The organism is Blastococcus aggregatus, from assembly GCF_900221005.1.
Classification (GTDB): domain Bacteria; phylum Actinomycetota; class Actinomycetes; order Mycobacteriales; family Geodermatophilaceae; genus Blastococcus; species Blastococcus aggregatus.
In genome coordinates this window covers 299,662-316,564 of the sequence record NZ_OBQI01000003.1, presented here as the reverse complement: position 1 = coordinate 316,564, position 16,903 = coordinate 299,662, and the positions used below count along the sequence as shown (strand labels likewise).

Below are 16,903 nucleotides of genomic sequence, written 5' to 3'. Positions count from 1 at the left end.
GCGCTAGCCCACCGGTTCGTCGAGGTCGTCCACGGTGTCGGCGAGCGGCCGCCGGCCGGTCAGCGGCACGGGGGTCGCGCTCATGGGAGCCCAGCCCAGCCTCAGCAGGATCTGCGGCGCGGCGGCCCCGCCGAGCACCGACGACCGGAGCTCGGCGAGGGTCGTGGGTGTCTCCAGCGGCTGGCTGACCGGGTCGGTGGCCAGACCGAAGCGGGTGGCGGTCAGCAGCACGGCGCTGAGTGCCTCACCCGCGCGGAGCTGGTCGACCGGGCCGTCGTGGGTGGTGCTCAGCAGGGTGAGCACCGTGCCGTCGGACTCGTCCGTTCCCAGGGGATTCTGCTGCTGCCGGGCACCGGCGAAGTGCCGGACGGGCACGGTCCCTTCGGATTCCTTCGGCACGTTGGCGGCGGGCACCCCGTCCTCCGCGCCACGGGTACGACCGGTCCACCGGGCGATCTCCCGCGCCAGGTCCGGGGTGAGCGCCTGCTGGACGGCGGCGCGTTCCACGAGCCGGGCGACAGCGTTCCGGTGCGATTCCCGATCCAGGACCGTCAGGTGGGCGCCCTGGTGGTCGGCGACGGTGATCAGCGCGTCCAGCATCTGCTCGGGCACCGGCCAGGACGAGAACACACGGCGATCGCTGCGCCGGACCTCGATCGCGCGGGCGAGGGCCAGGTCCTCGGCCAGCGGGATGCCCGCGTGGGTCTCGACGGTCGCCAGGTGCTCGGGCTGGGCCGGATTCGGCAGCCGGTGGACCGTCGTGGCCAGGCCGGTCGCCAGCAGCGCGACCCGCAGATGATGCAGGGCGGCGCCGCAGCTGAGCCGGAGATCCCGTCCCTCCGGGTCGGTGGCGGGCAGGCCGCGAGCCGCGTCGGCGAACAGGTGGATCGACGACGGCCCGATGCGCCAGCGCCACGGTTGGGAGTTGTGCACCGAGGGCGCGCGGTTGGCCAGGCTGATCGCGGTCTGCGCCGTGGTCCGGTCCAGGGGGGCGGTCAGCACGATGGCTCCTCGATCCGGAACGGGGGGTGGTCGGCCAGGGTCATGGGTGCCGCAGCTCGGCCGCGTCCCGCAGCCGGGCGAGCTCCGCCCCGACGTCCGATGCCCAGCGGTCGATGGCCGGCCAGTCCCGGTGGTCCCCGTTCCGGCCGCCGACGAGCCGCCAGAAGACCCGGCCCCAGAGGGCGAGGCCGGCCGTCTGCACGACGCCGGCGAACATGCGGTGGTCCCGGCCGCGGAACCGGGCCGGGAACTGCTGCTCCACCCGGGCGATCTCCAGCCGGGTCATGCGCCGGGTCACCGGTCCCCGGGGCTCGAGGCCACCGACGCTGAAGAACCACGTCGGTTCGGCGCCGCTCAACCGGGTCAGGAAGTCGACCGCCGACGGCAGCCAGGCCATGTCGTGCACGGCGCTGCCGAGGAGGATGGCGTCGTAGGCGGCGGGGTCGAGGTCCGGCCCGACCGGACGGCAGTCCACCTCGCACCCGAAGCTGTTGATCCGGGCGGCGATCCGGTCGGCCACCCCTGCGGTGGACCCGTGCGCGGAGGCGTAGCCGACCAGTACGTGGGTGCTGGCGTCCATGGGGGTCAGCGTGCCGCCGGGCCGGGCGGCCGGTGAGGGTCCGAGTGCCTTCGCGCGCGGGCCGGACGTCGCTGCGTGGGTCCGGGGCGGCCCGGGACCGACGCACTCCGGACACGGGACCTTGGGCCCTGCTCCGCCGGCGGGTGGCGCCGCTTAGCCTGACGGGGTGGTGCCCTTCCCCGCGGCTCCACGGGCGCCGCGTCCTGCGCGGTCTGGACGCAGGACGGTTCCTCGGTGACCTCGGAGCAGCAGAACCCGACCACGGTGTTCCTCCTCGACGACCACGAAGTGGTCCGGCGGGGAGTGGCCGACGTCCTGGAGAGCGACCCCGGGATCACCGTGGTCGGCGAGGGGAAGAACGCGGCGGAGGCACTGGCCCGGGTGCCGGCGCTGCAGCCCGACGTCGCGATCCTCGACGTCCGGCTGCCCGACGGTGACGGCGTGAGCGTCTGCCGCGAACTGCGGTCCCGCCTGCCGGAGCTCAAGGTCATCATGCTGACCAGCTACAGCGACGACGAGGCGCTCTTCGAGGCGATCATGGCCGGGGCCTCGGGCTACCTGCTCAAGCAGATCCTCGGTCAGGACCTGGTCTCTGCCGTCCGCACCGTGGCGGCTGGTGGCTCGCTGCTGGACCCGGCCGCGACCACGGCGGTGCTGGAGCGCATGCGGCGGTCGGCCGAGCCGGCCGGCCCCCTGGCCAAGCTCAGCGAGCAGGAGCGGACGGTGCTGGAGCTGATCGGCGAGGGCCTGACGAACCGGCAGATCGGCGAACGGATGTTCCTGGCGGAGAAGACCGTCAAGAACTACGTGTCCCACCTGCTGGCCAAGCTGGGACTGGAGCGGCGTACCCAGGCGGCCGTCCTGGCCACCGAGCTGCGCGGCCCGGCCCCCGCTTCGCGCCGCGCCTGAGCCGAGCCGCGGGTCGGTTCAGCGCAGCGGCGCGAACCACCGCAGCCGGGTGCCGCCCTCGGGCAGCGGCTCGACCGACGCGCCGCCACCGCGACGCACAGCGCGCTGCTCCAGGTTGCGCAGTCCGCTCCGTGCGGCGCGCTTGTCGATGCCCCGCCCGTCGTCGACCACCTCGACCACCACCTCGTCGCTCACGTCCAGGGTGACCGTGACGTGGCGGGCCCCGGAGTGCCGGGCCGCGTTGCTGACCGCCTCCCGGACGACCGCCTCGACGTCGAGGGCGAGCTCGCCGGTGACCAGGCTGTCGACGGCGCCGGACATCCGGACGGTGGGTTGCAGGTCGTCCCCGGTGATCTCGGTGACGACGTCGAGCACCCGGCGGCGGAGGCTGTCGGGATGCTCCGAGGCGTCGGTGGTGTGCAGGTCGAAGATCGTCGTGCGGATGTCGCGCACCGTCTCGTCGAGCTGGACCACGACGCCTTCGACCCGCCGCTGCACCTCTGCGTCGCTGACCCGGGGGAGCACGGACTGCAGAGCCAGTCCGGCGGCGAAGACCCGCTGGATGACGAGGTCGTGCAGGTCCCGGGCGATGCGGTCGCGGTCCTCGTAGACGTCGAGCTGGCGGGCCAGCCGCTGGCGGGCCGCGTTGTCCAGTGCCGCCGATGCCTGGGCGGCGAACGCCGTCACCAGGAGTGCCACGCTCTCGTCGAAGGGCTCGGCGCCGGCGGAGCGGGCCACGATCACGACGGCGTCCTCGGTGTGGGACATGTGCAGGGGGATGCCGAGGCAGGGGCCCCAGGGGATGTGCGCGTTGGGGCCTTCGTAGGGCAGCCCGCTCATGTCGACGGCGACCACCCCGTCGGCCGCCTCCAGAGCCTCCAGCACCGGGTTCCCGGGAGCCGTGAGCCGGGAACCGGTCAGGTCCTGCATGTCCGCACCCAGGTGTGCCACGACGGTGTACGCGCCGTCGGCCGGATCTGGTCCCCGGGCCAGCAAAGTGGCATCGGCGCCCGTCAGACCCGCCACCTGCTCGGCGATCAGACACAGTGCCTCCTCCGCCGAAGCCGCTCCCAGCAGGGCGGCCCGCACGTCCGAGACAGCCGCCAGCCAGCGGCGGCGGACCTCGCTCTCCTCGTACAGACGGGCGTTGTCGATCGCGATCCCGGCCGCGCCGGCCAGGGCGGTCAGGACGGCCTCGTCCTCGGCGGTGAAGTCACCGTGGGACTTCTCGGTCATGTAGAGGTTGCCGAAGACCTCGCCCCGCACCAGCACCGGAACCCCGAGGAAGCTGTGCATCTCGGGGTGGCCCGGGGGGAAGCCGACCGACGACGGGTGGCGACCGAGGTCGGAGATCCGCAGGGGGTAGGGCTCGGTGATCAGCTGACCCAGGACCCCCTTCCCCTCGGGCAGCGATCCCAGCCGTCGCGCCGTCTCCTCGTCGATGCCGACGTGGATGAAGGCAGCGAGCCCGCCGGTGCGCCCGAGCACCCCCAGGGCGCCGTACCGGGCATCCACCAGTTCGGTCGCGGCCAGGACGATCCGGCGCAGCGTCGTGTCGAGGTCCAGACCGCTGGACACGCTGAGGAAGGCGTCGAGCAGGTTCTGCACCCGGGCCTGGGTGCGGGCGACGACCGAGAGGCGGTCCTGCACCTCGTCGAGCAGTTCGGTCAGCCGCATGCCCGACAGCAGGTCCGTGCTGACGGCCTCGCTCCCCGTCTCCTCGTCGGAGGGCACCATCGCTGCTCAGCTCCTCGGGCACTCGGAGGTGACGCCTCACCTACGAGCCTGTCACTCCTCGGCGCCGGGGCATAGGGGCGCGTCGCCCGCGGACGTTGGATCTTGGTCACTCGATCGGCTCAGGTCTGCGCGGGGACGCCGGAGCTGTCCGCGGCGAGCGAGCGCGCGAGCTCCTCACCCCAGGACCGGACCGCGGCCCAGTCGCGGAAGTCGCCCAGCGGGGCCCGCATGGCGGTGACCACCGACCGCTCCCCGAAGCTGAGCCGTTCCTCGTCCAGCCGGCCGGGGAAGAGGGCGTGCCCGCGGGCGCCGGTCAGCCCCATCAGCGGGGCGACGTCGTGCGGGACGTCCGGGGGGAACGGCGGCTCGCCGATCGGGCCGCTGGAGAACAGCCAGGTGGGGCGCGTGCGGAGCACACCGGCATGCATCGCCACGTACTGGCGGGCGCCGTCGAGCCACCGTCCGGCGTACACGGCGCTGCCGACCACCACGGCGTCGAAGGGCGCAGGATCCGGACGCTGCTCCACGGGCACGGCCACCGCGGCGAGGTCCACGGCGCGGCCGGCGTCGCAGTTCCCGAGCGTCCGGGCCAGTGCGGCGCCGATCTCGGCGGTGGCTCCGTGCCGGCTGGCCGTGACGACCAGGACCCGGAACCGTCCGGCACTCATCGACCGGGCCGGGGCAGGGGGACGATCACGACCGGGCACGTCGCCCGGTGCAGCACGGCGTGCGTCGTCGACCCCAGGGCCGGGCGCCGCCGATGCCCCACGACGACGAGCTGGGCGGTCAGCCCGGCGGAGAGCAGCGCGCGCGCAGGCCGGTCGCGGACGACCACTTCGCGGACGGCCACGTCGGGCGCCTTCTCCCGCCAGCCCGCCAGGGTCTCGCTCAGTGCGACCTGCTCCTCCGCGGCGAGGCCGGCCCAGTCGACCAGCGGCCCCATCGACCGGAACGCCGTCTCCAGCACCGCGTCCTGCCAGGCGTGCACGGCCACCAGGTCGGTGCCGCGCTGGGCGGCCGCGGCGAAGGCGAACTCCAGCACGTCGGCATCCCCACGGCTGGTCTCCACCCCGACGACCACCGACTGCCGGCCGGTCACCCGCGCCGCTGTCTCCTCCGGCAGGACGACGACCGGGCAGTGGCTGTGCGCGACGAGCCCGCTCGCCGTCGAGCCCACGAGCAGCCCGGTGACGCCCCCGATGCCGCGGCTGCCGACGACCACCAGCTGGGCGTCCGCGGACGCCACCTGGAGGACGGTGACGGGATCGCCCTTCTCGACCACCGTGCGGATCTCGAGGTCGTCACCGGCCACGGCGTCCGCCGCCCACTGCGCCACGGTCTCGGCGCCGGCGCGCAGCCGGCCTGCGGGATCGAGGTCGGTGGGCGGGATGGCGAGGCTGTCGAGGGGCCAGGACACGGCGTGCACGATCCGCAGGGGCACGCGCCGCCGCCGGGCCTCGTCGGCGGCGAAGCGGGCGGCGCGCAGCGACGCCTCCGACGCGTCGACGCCGACGACGACGGGCAGGCGGGGATCTTCGTCCATGGTGGTCCTCTCCGGGGCCCGGGTCAGGCCGGCGCGTCGACGTCGAGGCCGCGCGGATCCTGGCCGCCGCCGGTCGAGTCGGCGCCGTGGAGGATGCGGACGCCGATCACGCCGCCCACGGTGTGGGCCAGGGTCCGCAGGGCGCGGTCCTCCACGTCGGCGGAGACGTCGGGGGCGCCGCGGGTACGACGGATCGTGGCCATTCCCTCGGTGACGGCGACGTCCCAGGAGTCGAGATCGCCGGTGTACTCCTCGACGAGCCGCAGCAGGTCGTCCCGGAGCGCCTCGTCGGGGCGCACGAGGGCGCGCAGGACGTCGCGTCGGCTGACGATGCCGGCCAGTCGCCCGTGCTCCAGCACCGGGACGCTGCGCAGCCGGTCGTCGACGAACAGCCGGGCGATGTCGGACACGTCGGCCGTCGCGTCCACCGTCCGGACGCCCACGGTCATCACCCCCCGGACGAGCAGCGGAGGCGGCACGTCGTGGTCCGACCGGTCGCGGCGGACGTGCAGGCGCGGATCGGGGGGCAGCCGTTCGGCCAGCACGTCGGCCTCGGCGACGATGCCCACCAGCTGGTCGTCGCCGTCCACGACCGGGATCGCGGCGAAGCCGCGATCGGCCATGATCTCGGCGGCGTACTTCGCGGACGTGTCGGGTCCGACCGTGACCACCTCGCGTGACATGACGTCTCTGGCCTGCACGGGCACTCCTCGGGATGTCGGGGGGCCGACGTTAGGTCGCTCGACGCGCCGCCCCCAGGGTCTGCGGGCGGGGGGTGTCGGGACCTCCGTCCCTGTGGACGGCCGGCCGCGCCCCACCAGGGTCGGGGGGACGCCGGCGGACCCGCCGCGCAGGAACGAGGAGCAGCCATGAGCCAGTCCGACCGCACGGCGCCGACGGAGGCCGGTGACCGGCCCACGGTGGTCGTGGGTGTGGACGGTTCGAGCGCGTCCCGGGACGTCCTCGTCCACGCACTCCTGGCCGCGGCCCGCAGGGGCGCCGACCTCGACGTGGTGTCCAGCGTCACCGCGGAGCTGTACTACCTCGGCGGCGCACCGATGGTGGTCCCCGATCTGGGCGCGATCCGGGACGAGGCACGCGAGCAGGTGCGGACCCTGGTCGACGAGGTCGGCGCCGATGCCCAGATCTCGTCCGTTCCCGGGGTGAGCGAGGTCCGGATCCGGCTCGTCGTCACCGAGCGTCCGCCCGCCCCCGACCTCGTCGACCGGTCCGTGGACGCGATGCTGCTCGTCGTCGGCAGCCGGGGACGGGGCGCCGGGCGCAGCGCGCTGCTCGGCTCGGTGGCGCTGCACTGCGCCACGCATGCCGCCTGTCCGGTGGTCGTCGTCCACCCCTCTCCGGTGGCTGCGACCCGGCCGCCGCGGGTGGTCGTCGGCGTGGACGGCTCGCCGGCGTCGCGCCTCGCTCTGGCCGCGGCGGTCGAGGAGGCCGCCCGCCTGGACGGCGGGGTGGAGGTGGTCACCAGCTACCAGACGACCGACTACTGGACCGATCTGTCCTCGGTGGTGGTTCCTGCCGTGGAGGAGGTCCGCGAGCGGCTGGAGGAGCGCGCCCGGCAGCTCGTCGACGAGGTGCTGGCGGAGGATCGTCGCGGCGCCGTGCCCCCCATCGGCATCGAGGTCCACGAGGGGCCGGCGGACGACGTGCTGGTCCAGCGGTCGCAGGGAGCTGCCCTGCTGGTCGTGGGCAGCCGCGGCCGAGGGGCGTTCCGTGCCCTGCTGCTCGGTTCGGTCGCCCTCCGGTGCGCCATGCACGCGGACTGCCCGGTGATGGTGGTCCGACCGGCCGGGGTCCGGGACGCGGCCGACCGGTCCGAGCCGGCGATGGCCGGCATGTGAGCTCGAGCGCGGTTCCCCAGCGGGCCGACCTCCGTCCTGCCGGTCGGCCGATCCGCGGTGCGGTGCGGCGGATCGGCACCGCCGCCGCCGACGTCGTCGTGGGCGGCGCACTCGTCCTCGGCGCCGTGGTCGCGTCCCCGGTGCTCCGGCGCCGCTACAACCGGTGGGGCGTGGACGAGGAAGAGGTCACCGCAGACCTGCCCGGGGACGAGCTGGTCGCTGCCCCGGATCTGGGGTACACGCGCGGCATCACCGTCGACGCGCCGGTGGACGTCGTCTGGCCCTGGGTGGCGCAGATGGGCCAGGGCCGGGGTGGCTTCTACAGCTACGACGGGCTGGAGAACCTCTGCCGCTGCGACATCCACAGCGCCGACCACGTGCTGCCGGAGCACCAGGACGTCGCGGTGGGGGACGTCGTCCGGCTCGCCCCGGGCCGCGCCCCCTCCTTCCGCGTGCACGCCGTGCGGCCTCCGGTCGCCCTGGTGCTGGTCAGCGCCGGGCCGGACGCCCCGGACGAGCAGGCCCGGGCGGGCGCCGGAACCCCGGTGGTCACCTGGCAGTGGATCCTCCGGCCGTCGGGCGGCGGCCGGCGCACCAGGCTCCTCGTGCGGCAGCGGCTCAGCCGCCCGCCGGCGCAGCGCCTGATGTGGCGGCTGGTCGAGCCGGTCGGATTCGTGATGGAGCGGCGGATGCTCCGGGGCATCAAGGCGCGCGCCGAGGGCCGTGCTCCGGGTGGTCAGGTCGCCGGTGGTCAGGTCTCCTGATCGACGATCCAGATCGTGCCGCCGCGCCCGTCGGACACCGGATGGCGGGTCCCGCCGCCGGGCCGCGCGGGTGGCTCGCTGTCCGAGCCCGGTCGCGGCGGTTGCCAGCTGCCCGTGACGGCCTCCGACCGGGGCCGTCGGAGCACCGGACCGGTGGGCTCCGCCCGGCCGATCCGCAGGAGCATCTGGGGATGGGCGTCCCAGGCCAGCGCCGCCCGCAACTGGGTGCGGGTGATCGGCACCTCGACGGCCTGGCTCAGCGGGCTGGCGACCCACCCGAGGCGGGTCAGCTCGAGCAGCACCCGCTGCAGGGCCTCGCCCGCCCGCAGCCAGGCCCCGGGGTCATCGCTCCGCGTGGCCAGGAGCACCAGGGTCTGGTCGGCGCCGGAGCGGGTGTCGGCCGGGAGGGCGCCGTTCCCCTGCGTGTCGAAGTCCCGCAGGGGGATGTCGTTACCCGGGCTCCCGTCGGTGCGCGGGACCACGCTGCTCGGCACCCCGTCGCCGGCGGACGTCGCCCGTGTCGTCCAGTGCCGGAGCTCCGCCCGGTAGGCCGGCGAGGCGTTCTGCACGCCGTCGGCCTGCTGGGTGAGCCTGGCCACCAGTCGGCGGTGGGGTTCGCTGGTGACGGGCACGAGGCTGGTGTCCTCCGCCGCGGCCGCAGCGATCAGGAGTCGCAGCACGTCCTCCGGCAGCGGCTCCGGTGCGAACTGCCTGCGGTTGGTCCGGCGCTCCGGTACGGCCGGGGCGAGCGCGGCGAGCACCCGGTCGGCCCGGCCGGCCACCGGGCGGACGACGGCGAGCAGATCGCGGTCCACCGGGTCGGGCAGGCGGTCCACCTCCACCGCCCAGTCCTCGGCGGCCAGCGCCACCCGCGCCGTCAGCAGCGCGGCACCCACGCTCTGGACCATCTCCCGCCCCTGCGGATCCAGAGCGGTGAGCTGGCGGCTGCGGTCGACCCGGATCTCCATGCGGTCGAGGTGCATGCCGATGCTCCACGGCTGCGTGTTGTGCACCGAGGGCGCCAGGACGGCGAGGTCCGCGGCGTGCTCCAGTGCCCGAACGCACGGGTCGGGGGGAGTGGCCGGCCCACCGGTGCGCGGTGGCGGAGCGTTGTGCGACATCGAGATGCTCCTCGCTAGGACCGATACCGCCGAGCCTCCGCCCCGGGGCACTGATCGGCTGGGGTCGCCGGTCACGTCCGGCCCGGACGAATGTCCTTGCTCTCCGGTGCCGACGTGACGTGCCCGGCGCGAGCGGCCGCGAGCCACTTGTGCAGTCCGTCGACGGCGAGCACCGCCGGCACGGCGCACGCGGCCAGGAGGAGCCCGAGCAGCGGCGGCGGACCCATGCCGAGCAGATCGGCGACGGGTGGCACGAGCAGCATCGCGGCCAGGACTCCGAGCTCGATCCCCACGGCCCACAGCAGCAGGGGGTTGCTCCGCCACGCCTGCCGCCACGCCGGCCGGGTGCCGCTCCGGCAGGCGAACGCGTTGGCCATCTGTCCGAGCACGACGGCCGCGAAGGCGGCGCCGGAGGCCGCGGCCAGGGTGTCGGCGTCCGGGGTGTCGCCGTAGGCCCACCCGCCGCTCGTCAGCACGACCAGGAAGGCGGTCATGGCCACGGTGGCCTCCACGGGCCCGAGGACGCCGAGCGCACGGCGGAGCAGCCGCCCGTCGACCAGCCGGCGGCGGGGAGGCGGTCCGTCGAGGACGCGGGGAGAGGCCGGCTCGGCGCCCAGAGCGAGCGCGGGGAGGAGGTCGGTCGCGATGTCGATGGCGAGCACCTGCAACACACCCAGAGCCAGCGGGATCCCACCGCCGGTGGCCGAGAAGACGAGGAACGGGGCGAGCTCGGCGACGTTGTCGGTGAGGTGGTAGGTGAGGAACCGCCGGATGTTGGTGCAGGTCGCGCGGCCCTGCCGTACGGCGACGACGATCGTCGCGAAGTGGTCGTCGAGCAGCACCAGGTCCGCAGCCTGGCGGGCGACGTCGGTGCCGCTGGCCCCCATCGCCACGCCGATGTCGGCCGCCCGCAGGGCCGGGCCGTCGTTGACGCCGTCCCCGGTCATCGCGACCACGTGCCCCCGGGCCTGCAGCGCCTGGGCGATGCGCAGCTTGTCCTCGGGGGCGACCCGGCAGACGACGATGCCGTCCCGGTCCAGCAGCTCCCCGAGCCCCTCGGATGTGGCGGGCAGGTCGGCGCCTTCGACCACGAGGCCGCCCTCGAGCCACAGCCCCACCTCTTCGGCGATGGCCCGACCGGTCGCGCCCGAGTCACCGGTGATCATCCCGACGGAGATCCCGGCCCGGCGGCAGTCGGCGAGCGCTTCGCGGACGCCCGGGCGGGGCGGATCCTCGAGCCCGACGATCCCCAGCAGCTCGAGCTCCCGCTCCGCCTCGTCGGCGTCGCACCCGTCCGGGAGGGAGGCGGTCCGGCGGGCGACGGCCAGGACGCGGAGACCGCGGGCGGCCATGCCGGCAGCGGCCGCCGCGGCCCCCGCGGCATCGGTGCACCGGGCCAGGACGCTGTCGGGGGCGCCCTTGACGCACAGCGCGCCGTCGGCCCAGACCGACATCCGGCGGCGGCGCGGGTCGAACGCGAAGCGACGAGACCCGGCGGGTGTCCCGGTGTGCGTACCCGGGATGCCCAGCCGCTGGGCCAGCGCGTCCAGCGCCGCCTCCATGGGGTCGCCGGTCGCCTGCCAGCCGCCGTCGGAGCGGGTGATGCGGCCGGTCGAGCAGACGGCTGCGGTGCGCGCGACGTCGCGGGCCCGGTCCACCGCCTCGGCGCTTCCGTCGAAGGTCGCGACCGGTTCGTAGCCGACACCGTGCACGGACACCACGCCCGCCGGGGACCACACCTCGACCACCGCCATGCGGTTCTGGGTCAGGGTCCCGGTCTTGTCCGTGCAGATGAACGTCGTCGACCCGAGGGTCTCGACCGATTCCAGCCGCCGGACGAGGGCGTTCCCGCGTGCCAGGAGCTGCGCGCCCCGGGCCAGCGACAGCGTGACCGTCGGGAGCAGGCCCTCCGGGACCAGCGCGACGGTCACGCCGACGGCGAAGAGGAAGCCCTCACTCGCCGGGAGGCCCAGCAGGAAGCCCGCTCCGAAGCAGGCCAGCCCCACGCCGACGGCGAGCACGGTGACGGTGCGCACCACGCGGTGGAGCTCCCGGGACAGCGGTGTCTTCGCCCGTTCCACGGTCCCGGCCATCAGGGCGATCGAGGCCAGCCGGGTGTCCGCACCGATGGCCACCACCGTGGCGGCGCCCTCGCCCTCGACGACGAAGCAACCGGCGAAGGCGGTGTCGCCCCTGTCCTTGGCCACCGGCTCGCTCTCGCCGGTCAGCGTCGCCTCGTCCACGCGCAGTCCGTGGACGTCGACGAGCTCGAGATCGGCGGCCAGCAGGTCGCCCGGCTCCAGCAGCGCCAGGTCGCCCACGACCAGGTCGACGGCATCGATCTCCTGCCGCAACCCGTCGCGCACCACCGTCACCCGGTGCGGGACCAGGCTGCGCAGGGCCTCGGCGGCCCGGTCCGCCCGGTACTCCTGGACGAAGGCGAACACCCCGTTGAGCAACACGACCACGACGATCGCGATGCCGAGCTGAGGCAGCCCACCGATGACGGCGAGGCCGGCGGCGGCCCAGAGCAGCAGTGCGAAGAAGTGCACCAGCTGGGCGACGAGGAGGCGCGCCGGCGACGGCGGGCGGTGCTCGGGCAGCCGGTTGCCTCCGGGCACCCGCCGGGAAGCGGCCTCCGCCGAGCTGAGCCCCGGCCGGATCGTCGTGGTCACCTGTGCCGAGGCGCCATCGAGCCGGGCACGAGGCCTTCGTCCCGGACGAGGCGGGCCGCCGGCGGCGGGCGGAGGCCGGATGCGGACGGGCTCGCCATCTGGAACTCCTGATCCGCGCACGGGCTGCGGCCGCGGAGGGCCGATCGTCGTCCAGCCTGGTCCGACCGCGCAGAGCGGCAGAGGTGCGGAGGTCCCGGCCGGCGCACCGGGTGGTCCCGGCCCGGACACGACCTTCGGCCCTGCCTCCGCGGACCGGTCCATGAGCAGTCTGTGGGCTCGCATGCACCGGCACGGCGGACGACGGGGAGCGGCACATGAGCAGAGGACGACGAGCGGAACCGGTGCGGATCCGGGCCGGGGCGGCGGGGCGGGTCGCCGTCGGCTCGATGGCGATCGGCACCGTGGCGCTCGGATCGCTGGCGATCGGGTCGATGGCCATCGGAGCGCTCGCCGTCGGCCGGATCGGAATCGGTCGCGCCGAGATCAAGCACCTGCGGATCGCCCATCTGGAGGTGGGGCAGCTGACGGTGACCAGTGCGGACGGACCGGCGGCGCCGGTCATCTCACCGGATGCGCCCTGACCGACCCGTCGGGCGCACCGGCCGGAACGCCCACGGCCAGGTTCAGCAGGGCACCCACCGCCGCCCCGGCGGCCGCCCCGCCGATCATGTCGAGCGGGGCGTGACCGCCGAGGTACACCCGGGCCACCGAGTTGAGCACGGCCAGCGCGACGACGACGACCAGCCACCGCCGGCGCAGGTAGGGCGCGAGCAGGACGACGATCCCGAACGCGATGACCGCGTGACCCGAGGGGAACGCGGGCCCGGCGGACGGCACGTCGCGCAGGATCGCGTCCGGGATCGTGGTGCCCGGCCGCTCCCGGTGGACCAGCTCCTTGAGGACCGCGTGCTCGACGAGCAGCTTGAGCGGGACCAGCAGGGCCAGGGCCAGCGCGAGCCGCCACCGCCGCAGTGCGAGGGCGACGACGGCGACCACGAGCGGCATGCCGAGCACACCGAGGGTCTGGAACACCCACAGCGGCTGCTCGACGTCGTCCGGCCATCCGTTCACGACCGCGAAGACGCGTCGCTCCAGGTCCCCGACCGTTCCGGGGGCGACCGCCCGGGCGCAGAGGCCGGCGAGGCCTGCGGCGACCAGGAGCGTGGCGGCGTCCGCCCATCGCCGCCGGTGCGCCCGGCTCACGTCGCGGCACCGGCGGCCGCAGGCTCCCGGTCCTGTCCCGCGCCCCGTCGCCAGAGCAGCCAGGCGCCGAGGCCGAGCGGGACGGGGAGGAACCACGTGAGGAGGCGGAAGAGCAGCACCGCACCGCCGGCGGCGGCGGCGCCGACCCCGACGGCCGTGAGGCCGGCGACGTAGCTGAGCTCGGCGACGCCGAGCGCGCCGGGCGTGATCGGCACGATCGTCACGAGCCGGGTGACGGCGAACACCGCGAGGACGACGACCCAGTGCACGTCGGCGCCCTGCCCGTCCACGGTGCGCAGGCAGGTCAGCAGCACCAGGAACAGCGCCACGTGGCTGAAGACTGCGGCGCCGGCCAGCGCCACCCAGCGGGTACGGAGCAGTTCCAGGGAGTCGGTCCGGAAGCGGTCGGTGCGCCCGACCCAGCCGGAGGGCCCGGACCGGCCCCGTCGCCGCGCGATCCGTCCGGCCACGCGCTCGGCGGCCCCCGCCAGCACCGCACCGGCCCGGCGGTGCGTCAGCACGGCCGTCAGCGCGGCGACGGCGACCAGCAGGAGCACGCTGCCGAGGACGGCGGCGACCGCGAGCCCCGGATGGGGGTCGCGGACCAGGAGCAGGCCGAGCAGGGCCAGCGCCGGCATGGCCAGCTTCACCAGGCTGTTCGAGATGCCGGTGACCGCGACCGCACGGGTGATCACCCCGGGGGAGAACCCGAAGGAGTGGTACATGGCCGCGGTCGTGCCGACGCCGAAGGCGAAACCGGCCGGGACGGTGTTGGAGATCGCCGTGGACGACTGGTCGACCATCAGCGCCCGCCACCAGCCGAGCCCGGGAACGGCCGCCGCCCACAGCAGTGCGTAGGACCCCAGGTTCACGGCACCCACGACGGCGACGAGGGCGGTCTCCGCCCAGGTGAGGGCGCGCACCAGGTCCCAGGCCTGCCCGTAGTCGGCGATACGGGGGAGGATCCCGCCGAAGATCGCCGCCACCACACCGACCGTGAGCGCAAGTCGCGCCGCGGATCCCCGGAGAACCCCCCGCGGACTCCCACCCGGGCGGGACAGCACCGCCGCTGGGGTCACGTCAGATGACGGTGCTCGAACCGGGCCGAGAGGAGCGATCCGAGCCCGGCGGGGATCCAGAAGGTGAGCAACCGGAAGGCGAGGACGCCGGCGCATGCGCTGGCCAGGGGGGCCCCCAGAGCCAGCAGCGCGAGCAGGAGGGCGACGTCCGCGGCACCGGGCATGCCGGTGACGGGCAGCACCGACCAGAGCATGTGCAGCGCGCCGTAGACCGTCATCGTCGCCAGCAACGGCACGTTCCCGCCGACGGCGTGCAACGCCGCCGCCAGTGCCGCCGCCTCCAGTGCCACGCCCAGCGAGGCCCAGCCCAGCTGCGGCCAGAAGTTCCGGCCGGCGGTCGCGGCGCCGCGACCGGTGAGGGCCTCGCGCAGCGTGCGGGTCACCTGCCCGGGGGGCTCGGCGTCACCCACCGGAACGGCCGCGGCCCCGTGCCGGCGTGCCAGTTCCTGCCCGACCAGGACGAGACCCCAGGCGGCCAACCCGAGGAGCACGGCCGGGACGAGGGCCTCGGGCGTCCGCCAGCCGGTGAGCCGTCCCTCGACGACGGCGAGGACCAGGGTGCCGAGCGCGACCAGGACGGCGGCCACGATGGCGCCCGCCACGAAGCGGTCCGTCGCCCGGCGCGCCTCGCCGGGGACGACGCCGGCCCGCTCGAGGAACCGCGCCGCCGAGCGCCGCCACCCGGTGCGCCCGTGCAGCAGCGTGGCGCCGTCGGCGGCCAGGGTCGCGCCGAAGGTCCGGCCCAGGGCCAGCCGCCGCTGGACGGTGAGCAGTGCCGCCGCGGCCATCGCGGCGCGGGCCAGCACGGCGAGCGCGAACGCGCCGCCCAGCCAGCGCCATCCGCCCACCTCGACGGACTCCACGACGTCGGTCGCGCCGGCCAGCAGCGGCACGCCGATGAGCACGAGCGCCACCCCGGCTGCCACGGCCAGCCGGGCCGTGAGCCCGGGCGGACCGAACTCGGGCCGGCCGGGGTCGGGCAGCTGCAGCCGCCGGCGGATCTCGCGCCGCAGGGCGCGCAGGCGGCCGGGCCGCGCCCGCATCCCGTTCCGGGTGGCCGACGAGAGGGTGAGCGGCGCCAGCCCGGGGAGGGCCGCGCTGACGGCGTCGGCGCCGAGCCCGTCCAGCGCGGAGGCCACGACCAGTTCCGCGTCGACGTGCAGCGCCAGTGACGCCATGAGTTCGGCGGTGTCCCCGTCCAGGCTCTGGGCGTCCGCACCGGTCTGCGCGTTGCCGAAGTCCACGATCCAGGGCTCGCCGGCGCGGTCGACCAGCACGCTCGAGGCCACGAGGTCGTGGTGCGCGATCCGTGCGGCGCGCAGCCGGGCGACCTGGTGCCAGACCTCCGCCAGGAGGGCCGGTGTGACCTCCTGGGACGGCAGGTCGTCCAGCGGGCGCCCGTTCACGTGCTGCTGCACCACGACGCCACCCCTGTCGGTGCCGCGGGCCAGCACCACGGCAGGCACGCGCACGCCGCGCTCGCGGGCGGTCATCGCGGCCACGGCCTCGTGCTCCGCCTGCTGCCCCAGCGGTGCGACGGCGTCGGCGTCCTTCACGTCGCGCACGGCGATGAAGCGGTACAGCCGGTACACCCAGTCCCGCTCGAAGCGGTCGGGGTCCAGCGCCTTCACGTACAGCTGCCGGCCGTCGTCGTCGAGGGCGACGAAGGGGTGCGAGCTGCGGGCGATCACGTCGGCGGGGCGCAGGTCCCGGACGGGCAGGCCGAAGCGGTGCAGCAGCGCCGCCACGCGGGCGAGTTCCGGCTCCCAGCGCGGCACCCCCAGGACGTAGTGCACCAGCGATCCGATGGCCCAGCCCACCGCCGCTCCACCGATGATGTCCAGCGGCAGGTGCGCCCCCACGTAGACCCGGGCGAGGGCCACGGTCCAGGCCAGCGCCCAGGCTGCTCGTCGGCCGCGGCGGGTGAGGTAGGGCACCGCGGCGGTCGCCAGCGCCGCCGCCACCGCGGCGTGCCCGGAGATGAAGCCGATGCCGCTGACGTTGCCGTCGAGCAGGTTGGCGTCGACCAGACCGGCCGGACGCTCCCGCCCGACGACGCTCTTGACGAAGTCGGCGGCGAAATAGGCCAGCAGGCCGGAGACCAGCATGTCCCGGGCCATGCGGAAGCGCCGCGTCAGCGCGGCCACGCCGGCGACCACCGGCACGGCGACCACGTTGCCGAGCTGCATCACCGCCCAGACGACGGGGAAGACGATCTCGGGGAGGTTGTTGACGATCCGGAACAGGTCGCCCTCGAGGACGGGGAGCTCGCCCCGCTGGGCGATGAGGAACCCGAGCCCGAAGATCGCCAGGCCGAGCACGACGCGCACCAGGTCGACGGGATGCCGTTGGGTCGTCGTCGTCCGGCGGGGCGCCGGCGTCTCCTGCGGGGACGTGGCCAGGGGCGTCGCCTCTCGGGTTGTCACCTGGT

The 16,903-nt window shown here is 75.1% G+C and carries 15 protein-coding genes; 4 read left to right on the top strand and 11 right to left on the bottom strand.

Features of this window, described 5'->3' with window-relative positions:
• Positions 1 to 3: 3 nt before the first annotated feature.
• Entirely contained in the window at positions 4 to 1,002 is a 999-nt protein-coding gene (locus tag CRP29_RS11370; RefSeq protein ID WP_217991553.1) for an Acg family FMN-binding oxidoreductase, read from the bottom strand.
• A gap of 40 nt (positions 1,003 to 1,042) precedes the next feature.
• Positions 1,043 to 1,582, bottom strand: a complete 540-nt coding sequence (locus CRP29_RS11365) for a flavodoxin domain-containing protein (RefSeq protein ID WP_097195152.1) — start codon at positions 1,580 to 1,582, stop codon at positions 1,043 to 1,045.
• Positions 1,583 to 1,816: 234 nt separating this feature from the next.
• Between CRP29_RS11365 and CRP29_RS11360 the strand changes: the two genes are divergently transcribed.
• A complete protein-coding gene (locus CRP29_RS11360) occupies positions 1,817 to 2,491 on the top strand; it encodes a response regulator (protein WP_097195151.1) in 675 nt (224 codons plus the stop codon).
• Positions 2,492 to 2,509: 18 nt separating this feature from the next.
• On the opposite strand, the gene CRP29_RS11355 is transcribed toward CRP29_RS11360, so the two are convergent.
• The 4 genes from CRP29_RS11355 to CRP29_RS11340 all read right to left on the bottom strand — a co-directional run bounded on the left by CRP29_RS11355 (position 2,510) and on the right by CRP29_RS11340 (position 6,472).
• Positions 2,510 to 4,228 carry a GAF domain-containing sensor histidine kinase gene (locus CRP29_RS11355; RefSeq protein WP_097195150.1) on the bottom strand — a complete coding sequence of 573 codons (1,719 nt, stop codon included), beginning with the start codon at positions 4,226 to 4,228 and terminating at the stop codon, positions 2,510 to 2,512.
• 119 nt (positions 4,229 to 4,347) lie between these two features.
• Positions 4,348 to 4,896, bottom strand: a complete 549-nt coding sequence (locus CRP29_RS11350) for a flavodoxin domain-containing protein (protein ID WP_097195149.1) — start codon at positions 4,894 to 4,896, stop codon at positions 4,348 to 4,350.
• Positions 4,893 to 5,771, bottom strand: coding sequence for a universal stress protein (locus CRP29_RS11345; RefSeq protein ID WP_097195148.1), 879 nt, complete (start codon positions 5,769 to 5,771; stop codon positions 4,893 to 4,895). Before CRP29_RS11345 ends, CRP29_RS11350 begins: the two co-directional genes overlap by 4 nt.
• 23 nt (positions 5,772 to 5,794) lie before the next feature.
• The gene (locus tag CRP29_RS11340) at positions 5,795 to 6,472 is read right to left on the bottom strand and encodes a CBS domain-containing protein (RefSeq protein WP_141437108.1); all 678 of its coding nucleotides are present in this window, start codon (positions 6,470 to 6,472) and stop codon (positions 5,795 to 5,797) included.
• 168 nt (positions 6,473 to 6,640) lie between these two features.
• Here CRP29_RS11340 and CRP29_RS11335 point away from each other — a divergent pair, with 168 nt between their 5' ends.
• Positions 6,641 to 7,630 (top strand): universal stress protein, encoded by a 990-nt coding sequence (locus CRP29_RS11335; protein WP_097195146.1) that lies wholly within the window; start codon positions 6,641 to 6,643, stop codon positions 7,628 to 7,630.
• Positions 7,627 to 8,394, top strand: coding sequence for a hypothetical protein (locus CRP29_RS11330; RefSeq protein WP_217991552.1), 768 nt, complete (start codon positions 7,627 to 7,629; stop codon positions 8,392 to 8,394). Before CRP29_RS11335 ends, CRP29_RS11330 begins: the two co-directional genes overlap by 4 nt.
• On the opposite strand, the gene CRP29_RS11325 is transcribed toward CRP29_RS11330, so the two are convergent.
• Together CRP29_RS11325 and CRP29_RS11320 are read right to left on the bottom strand one after the other, a co-directional pair.
• Entirely contained in the window at positions 8,382 to 9,515 is a 1,134-nt protein-coding gene (locus CRP29_RS11325) for an Acg family FMN-binding oxidoreductase (RefSeq protein ID WP_097195145.1), read from the bottom strand. The genes CRP29_RS11330 and CRP29_RS11325 overlap by 13 nt on opposite strands.
• Positions 9,516 to 9,586: 71 nt before the next feature.
• Complete coding sequence (locus tag CRP29_RS11320) at positions 9,587 to 12,451, bottom strand: cation-translocating P-type ATPase (protein WP_097195144.1); 2,865 nt, start codon at positions 12,449 to 12,451, stop codon at positions 9,587 to 9,589.
• A gap of 53 nt (positions 12,452 to 12,504) precedes the next feature.
• Between CRP29_RS11320 and CRP29_RS11315 the strand changes: the two genes are divergently transcribed.
• Positions 12,505 to 12,771 carry a hypothetical protein gene (locus tag CRP29_RS11315; RefSeq protein ID WP_097195143.1) on the top strand — a complete coding sequence of 89 codons (267 nt, stop codon included), beginning with the start codon at positions 12,505 to 12,507 and terminating at the stop codon, positions 12,769 to 12,771.
• On the opposite strand, the gene CRP29_RS11310 is transcribed toward CRP29_RS11315, so the two are convergent.
• The 3 genes from CRP29_RS11310 to CRP29_RS11300 all read right to left on the bottom strand — a co-directional run bounded on the left by CRP29_RS11310 (position 12,749) and on the right by CRP29_RS11300 (position 16,898).
• Positions 12,749 to 13,393, bottom strand: coding sequence for a phosphatase PAP2 family protein (locus CRP29_RS11310; RefSeq protein ID WP_097195142.1), 645 nt, complete (start codon positions 13,391 to 13,393; stop codon positions 12,749 to 12,751). The genes CRP29_RS11315 and CRP29_RS11310 overlap by 23 nt on opposite strands.
• The gene (locus CRP29_RS11305; RefSeq protein ID WP_176522928.1) at positions 13,390 to 14,379 is read right to left on the bottom strand and encodes a lysylphosphatidylglycerol synthase transmembrane domain-containing protein; all 990 of its coding nucleotides are present in this window, start codon (positions 14,377 to 14,379) and stop codon (positions 13,390 to 13,392) included. Before CRP29_RS11305 ends, CRP29_RS11310 begins: the two co-directional genes overlap by 4 nt.
• Positions 14,380 to 14,468: 89 nt before the next feature.
• Complete coding sequence (locus CRP29_RS11300) at positions 14,469 to 16,898, bottom strand: phosphatase PAP2 family protein (RefSeq protein WP_141437107.1); 2,430 nt, start codon at positions 16,896 to 16,898, stop codon at positions 14,469 to 14,471.
• Between the last annotated feature and the right edge of the window lie 5 nt (positions 16,899 to 16,903).

Coding starts and splice junctions, on each gene's coding strand:
- CRP29_RS11365 (WP_097195152.1), bottom strand. CDS start 1,582: ATGGACGCCAGCACCCACGTACTGGTCGGCTACGCCTCCGCGCACGGG.
- CRP29_RS11355 (WP_097195150.1), bottom strand. CDS start 4,228: ATGGTGCCCTCCGACGAGGAGACGGGGAGCGAGGCCGTCAGCACGGAC.
- CRP29_RS11325 (WP_097195145.1), bottom strand. CDS start 9,515: ATGTCGCACAACGCTCCGCCACCGCGCACCGGTGGGCCGGCCACTCCC.
- CRP29_RS11315 (WP_097195143.1), top strand. CDS start 12,505: ATGAGCAGAGGACGACGAGCGGAACCGGTGCGGATCCGGGCCGGGGCG.
- CRP29_RS11350 (WP_097195149.1), bottom strand. CDS start 4,896: ATGAGTGCCGGACGGTTCCGGGTCCTGGTCGTCACGGCCAGCCGGCAC.
- CRP29_RS11320 (WP_097195144.1), bottom strand. CDS start 12,451: ATGGACCGGTCCGCGGAGGCAGGGCCGAAGGTCGTGTCCGGGCCGGGA.
- CRP29_RS11345 (WP_097195148.1), bottom strand. CDS start 5,771: ATGGACGAAGATCCCCGCCTGCCCGTCGTCGTCGGCGTCGACGCGTCG.
- CRP29_RS11335 (WP_097195146.1), top strand. CDS start 6,641: ATGAGCCAGTCCGACCGCACGGCGCCGACGGAGGCCGGTGACCGGCCC.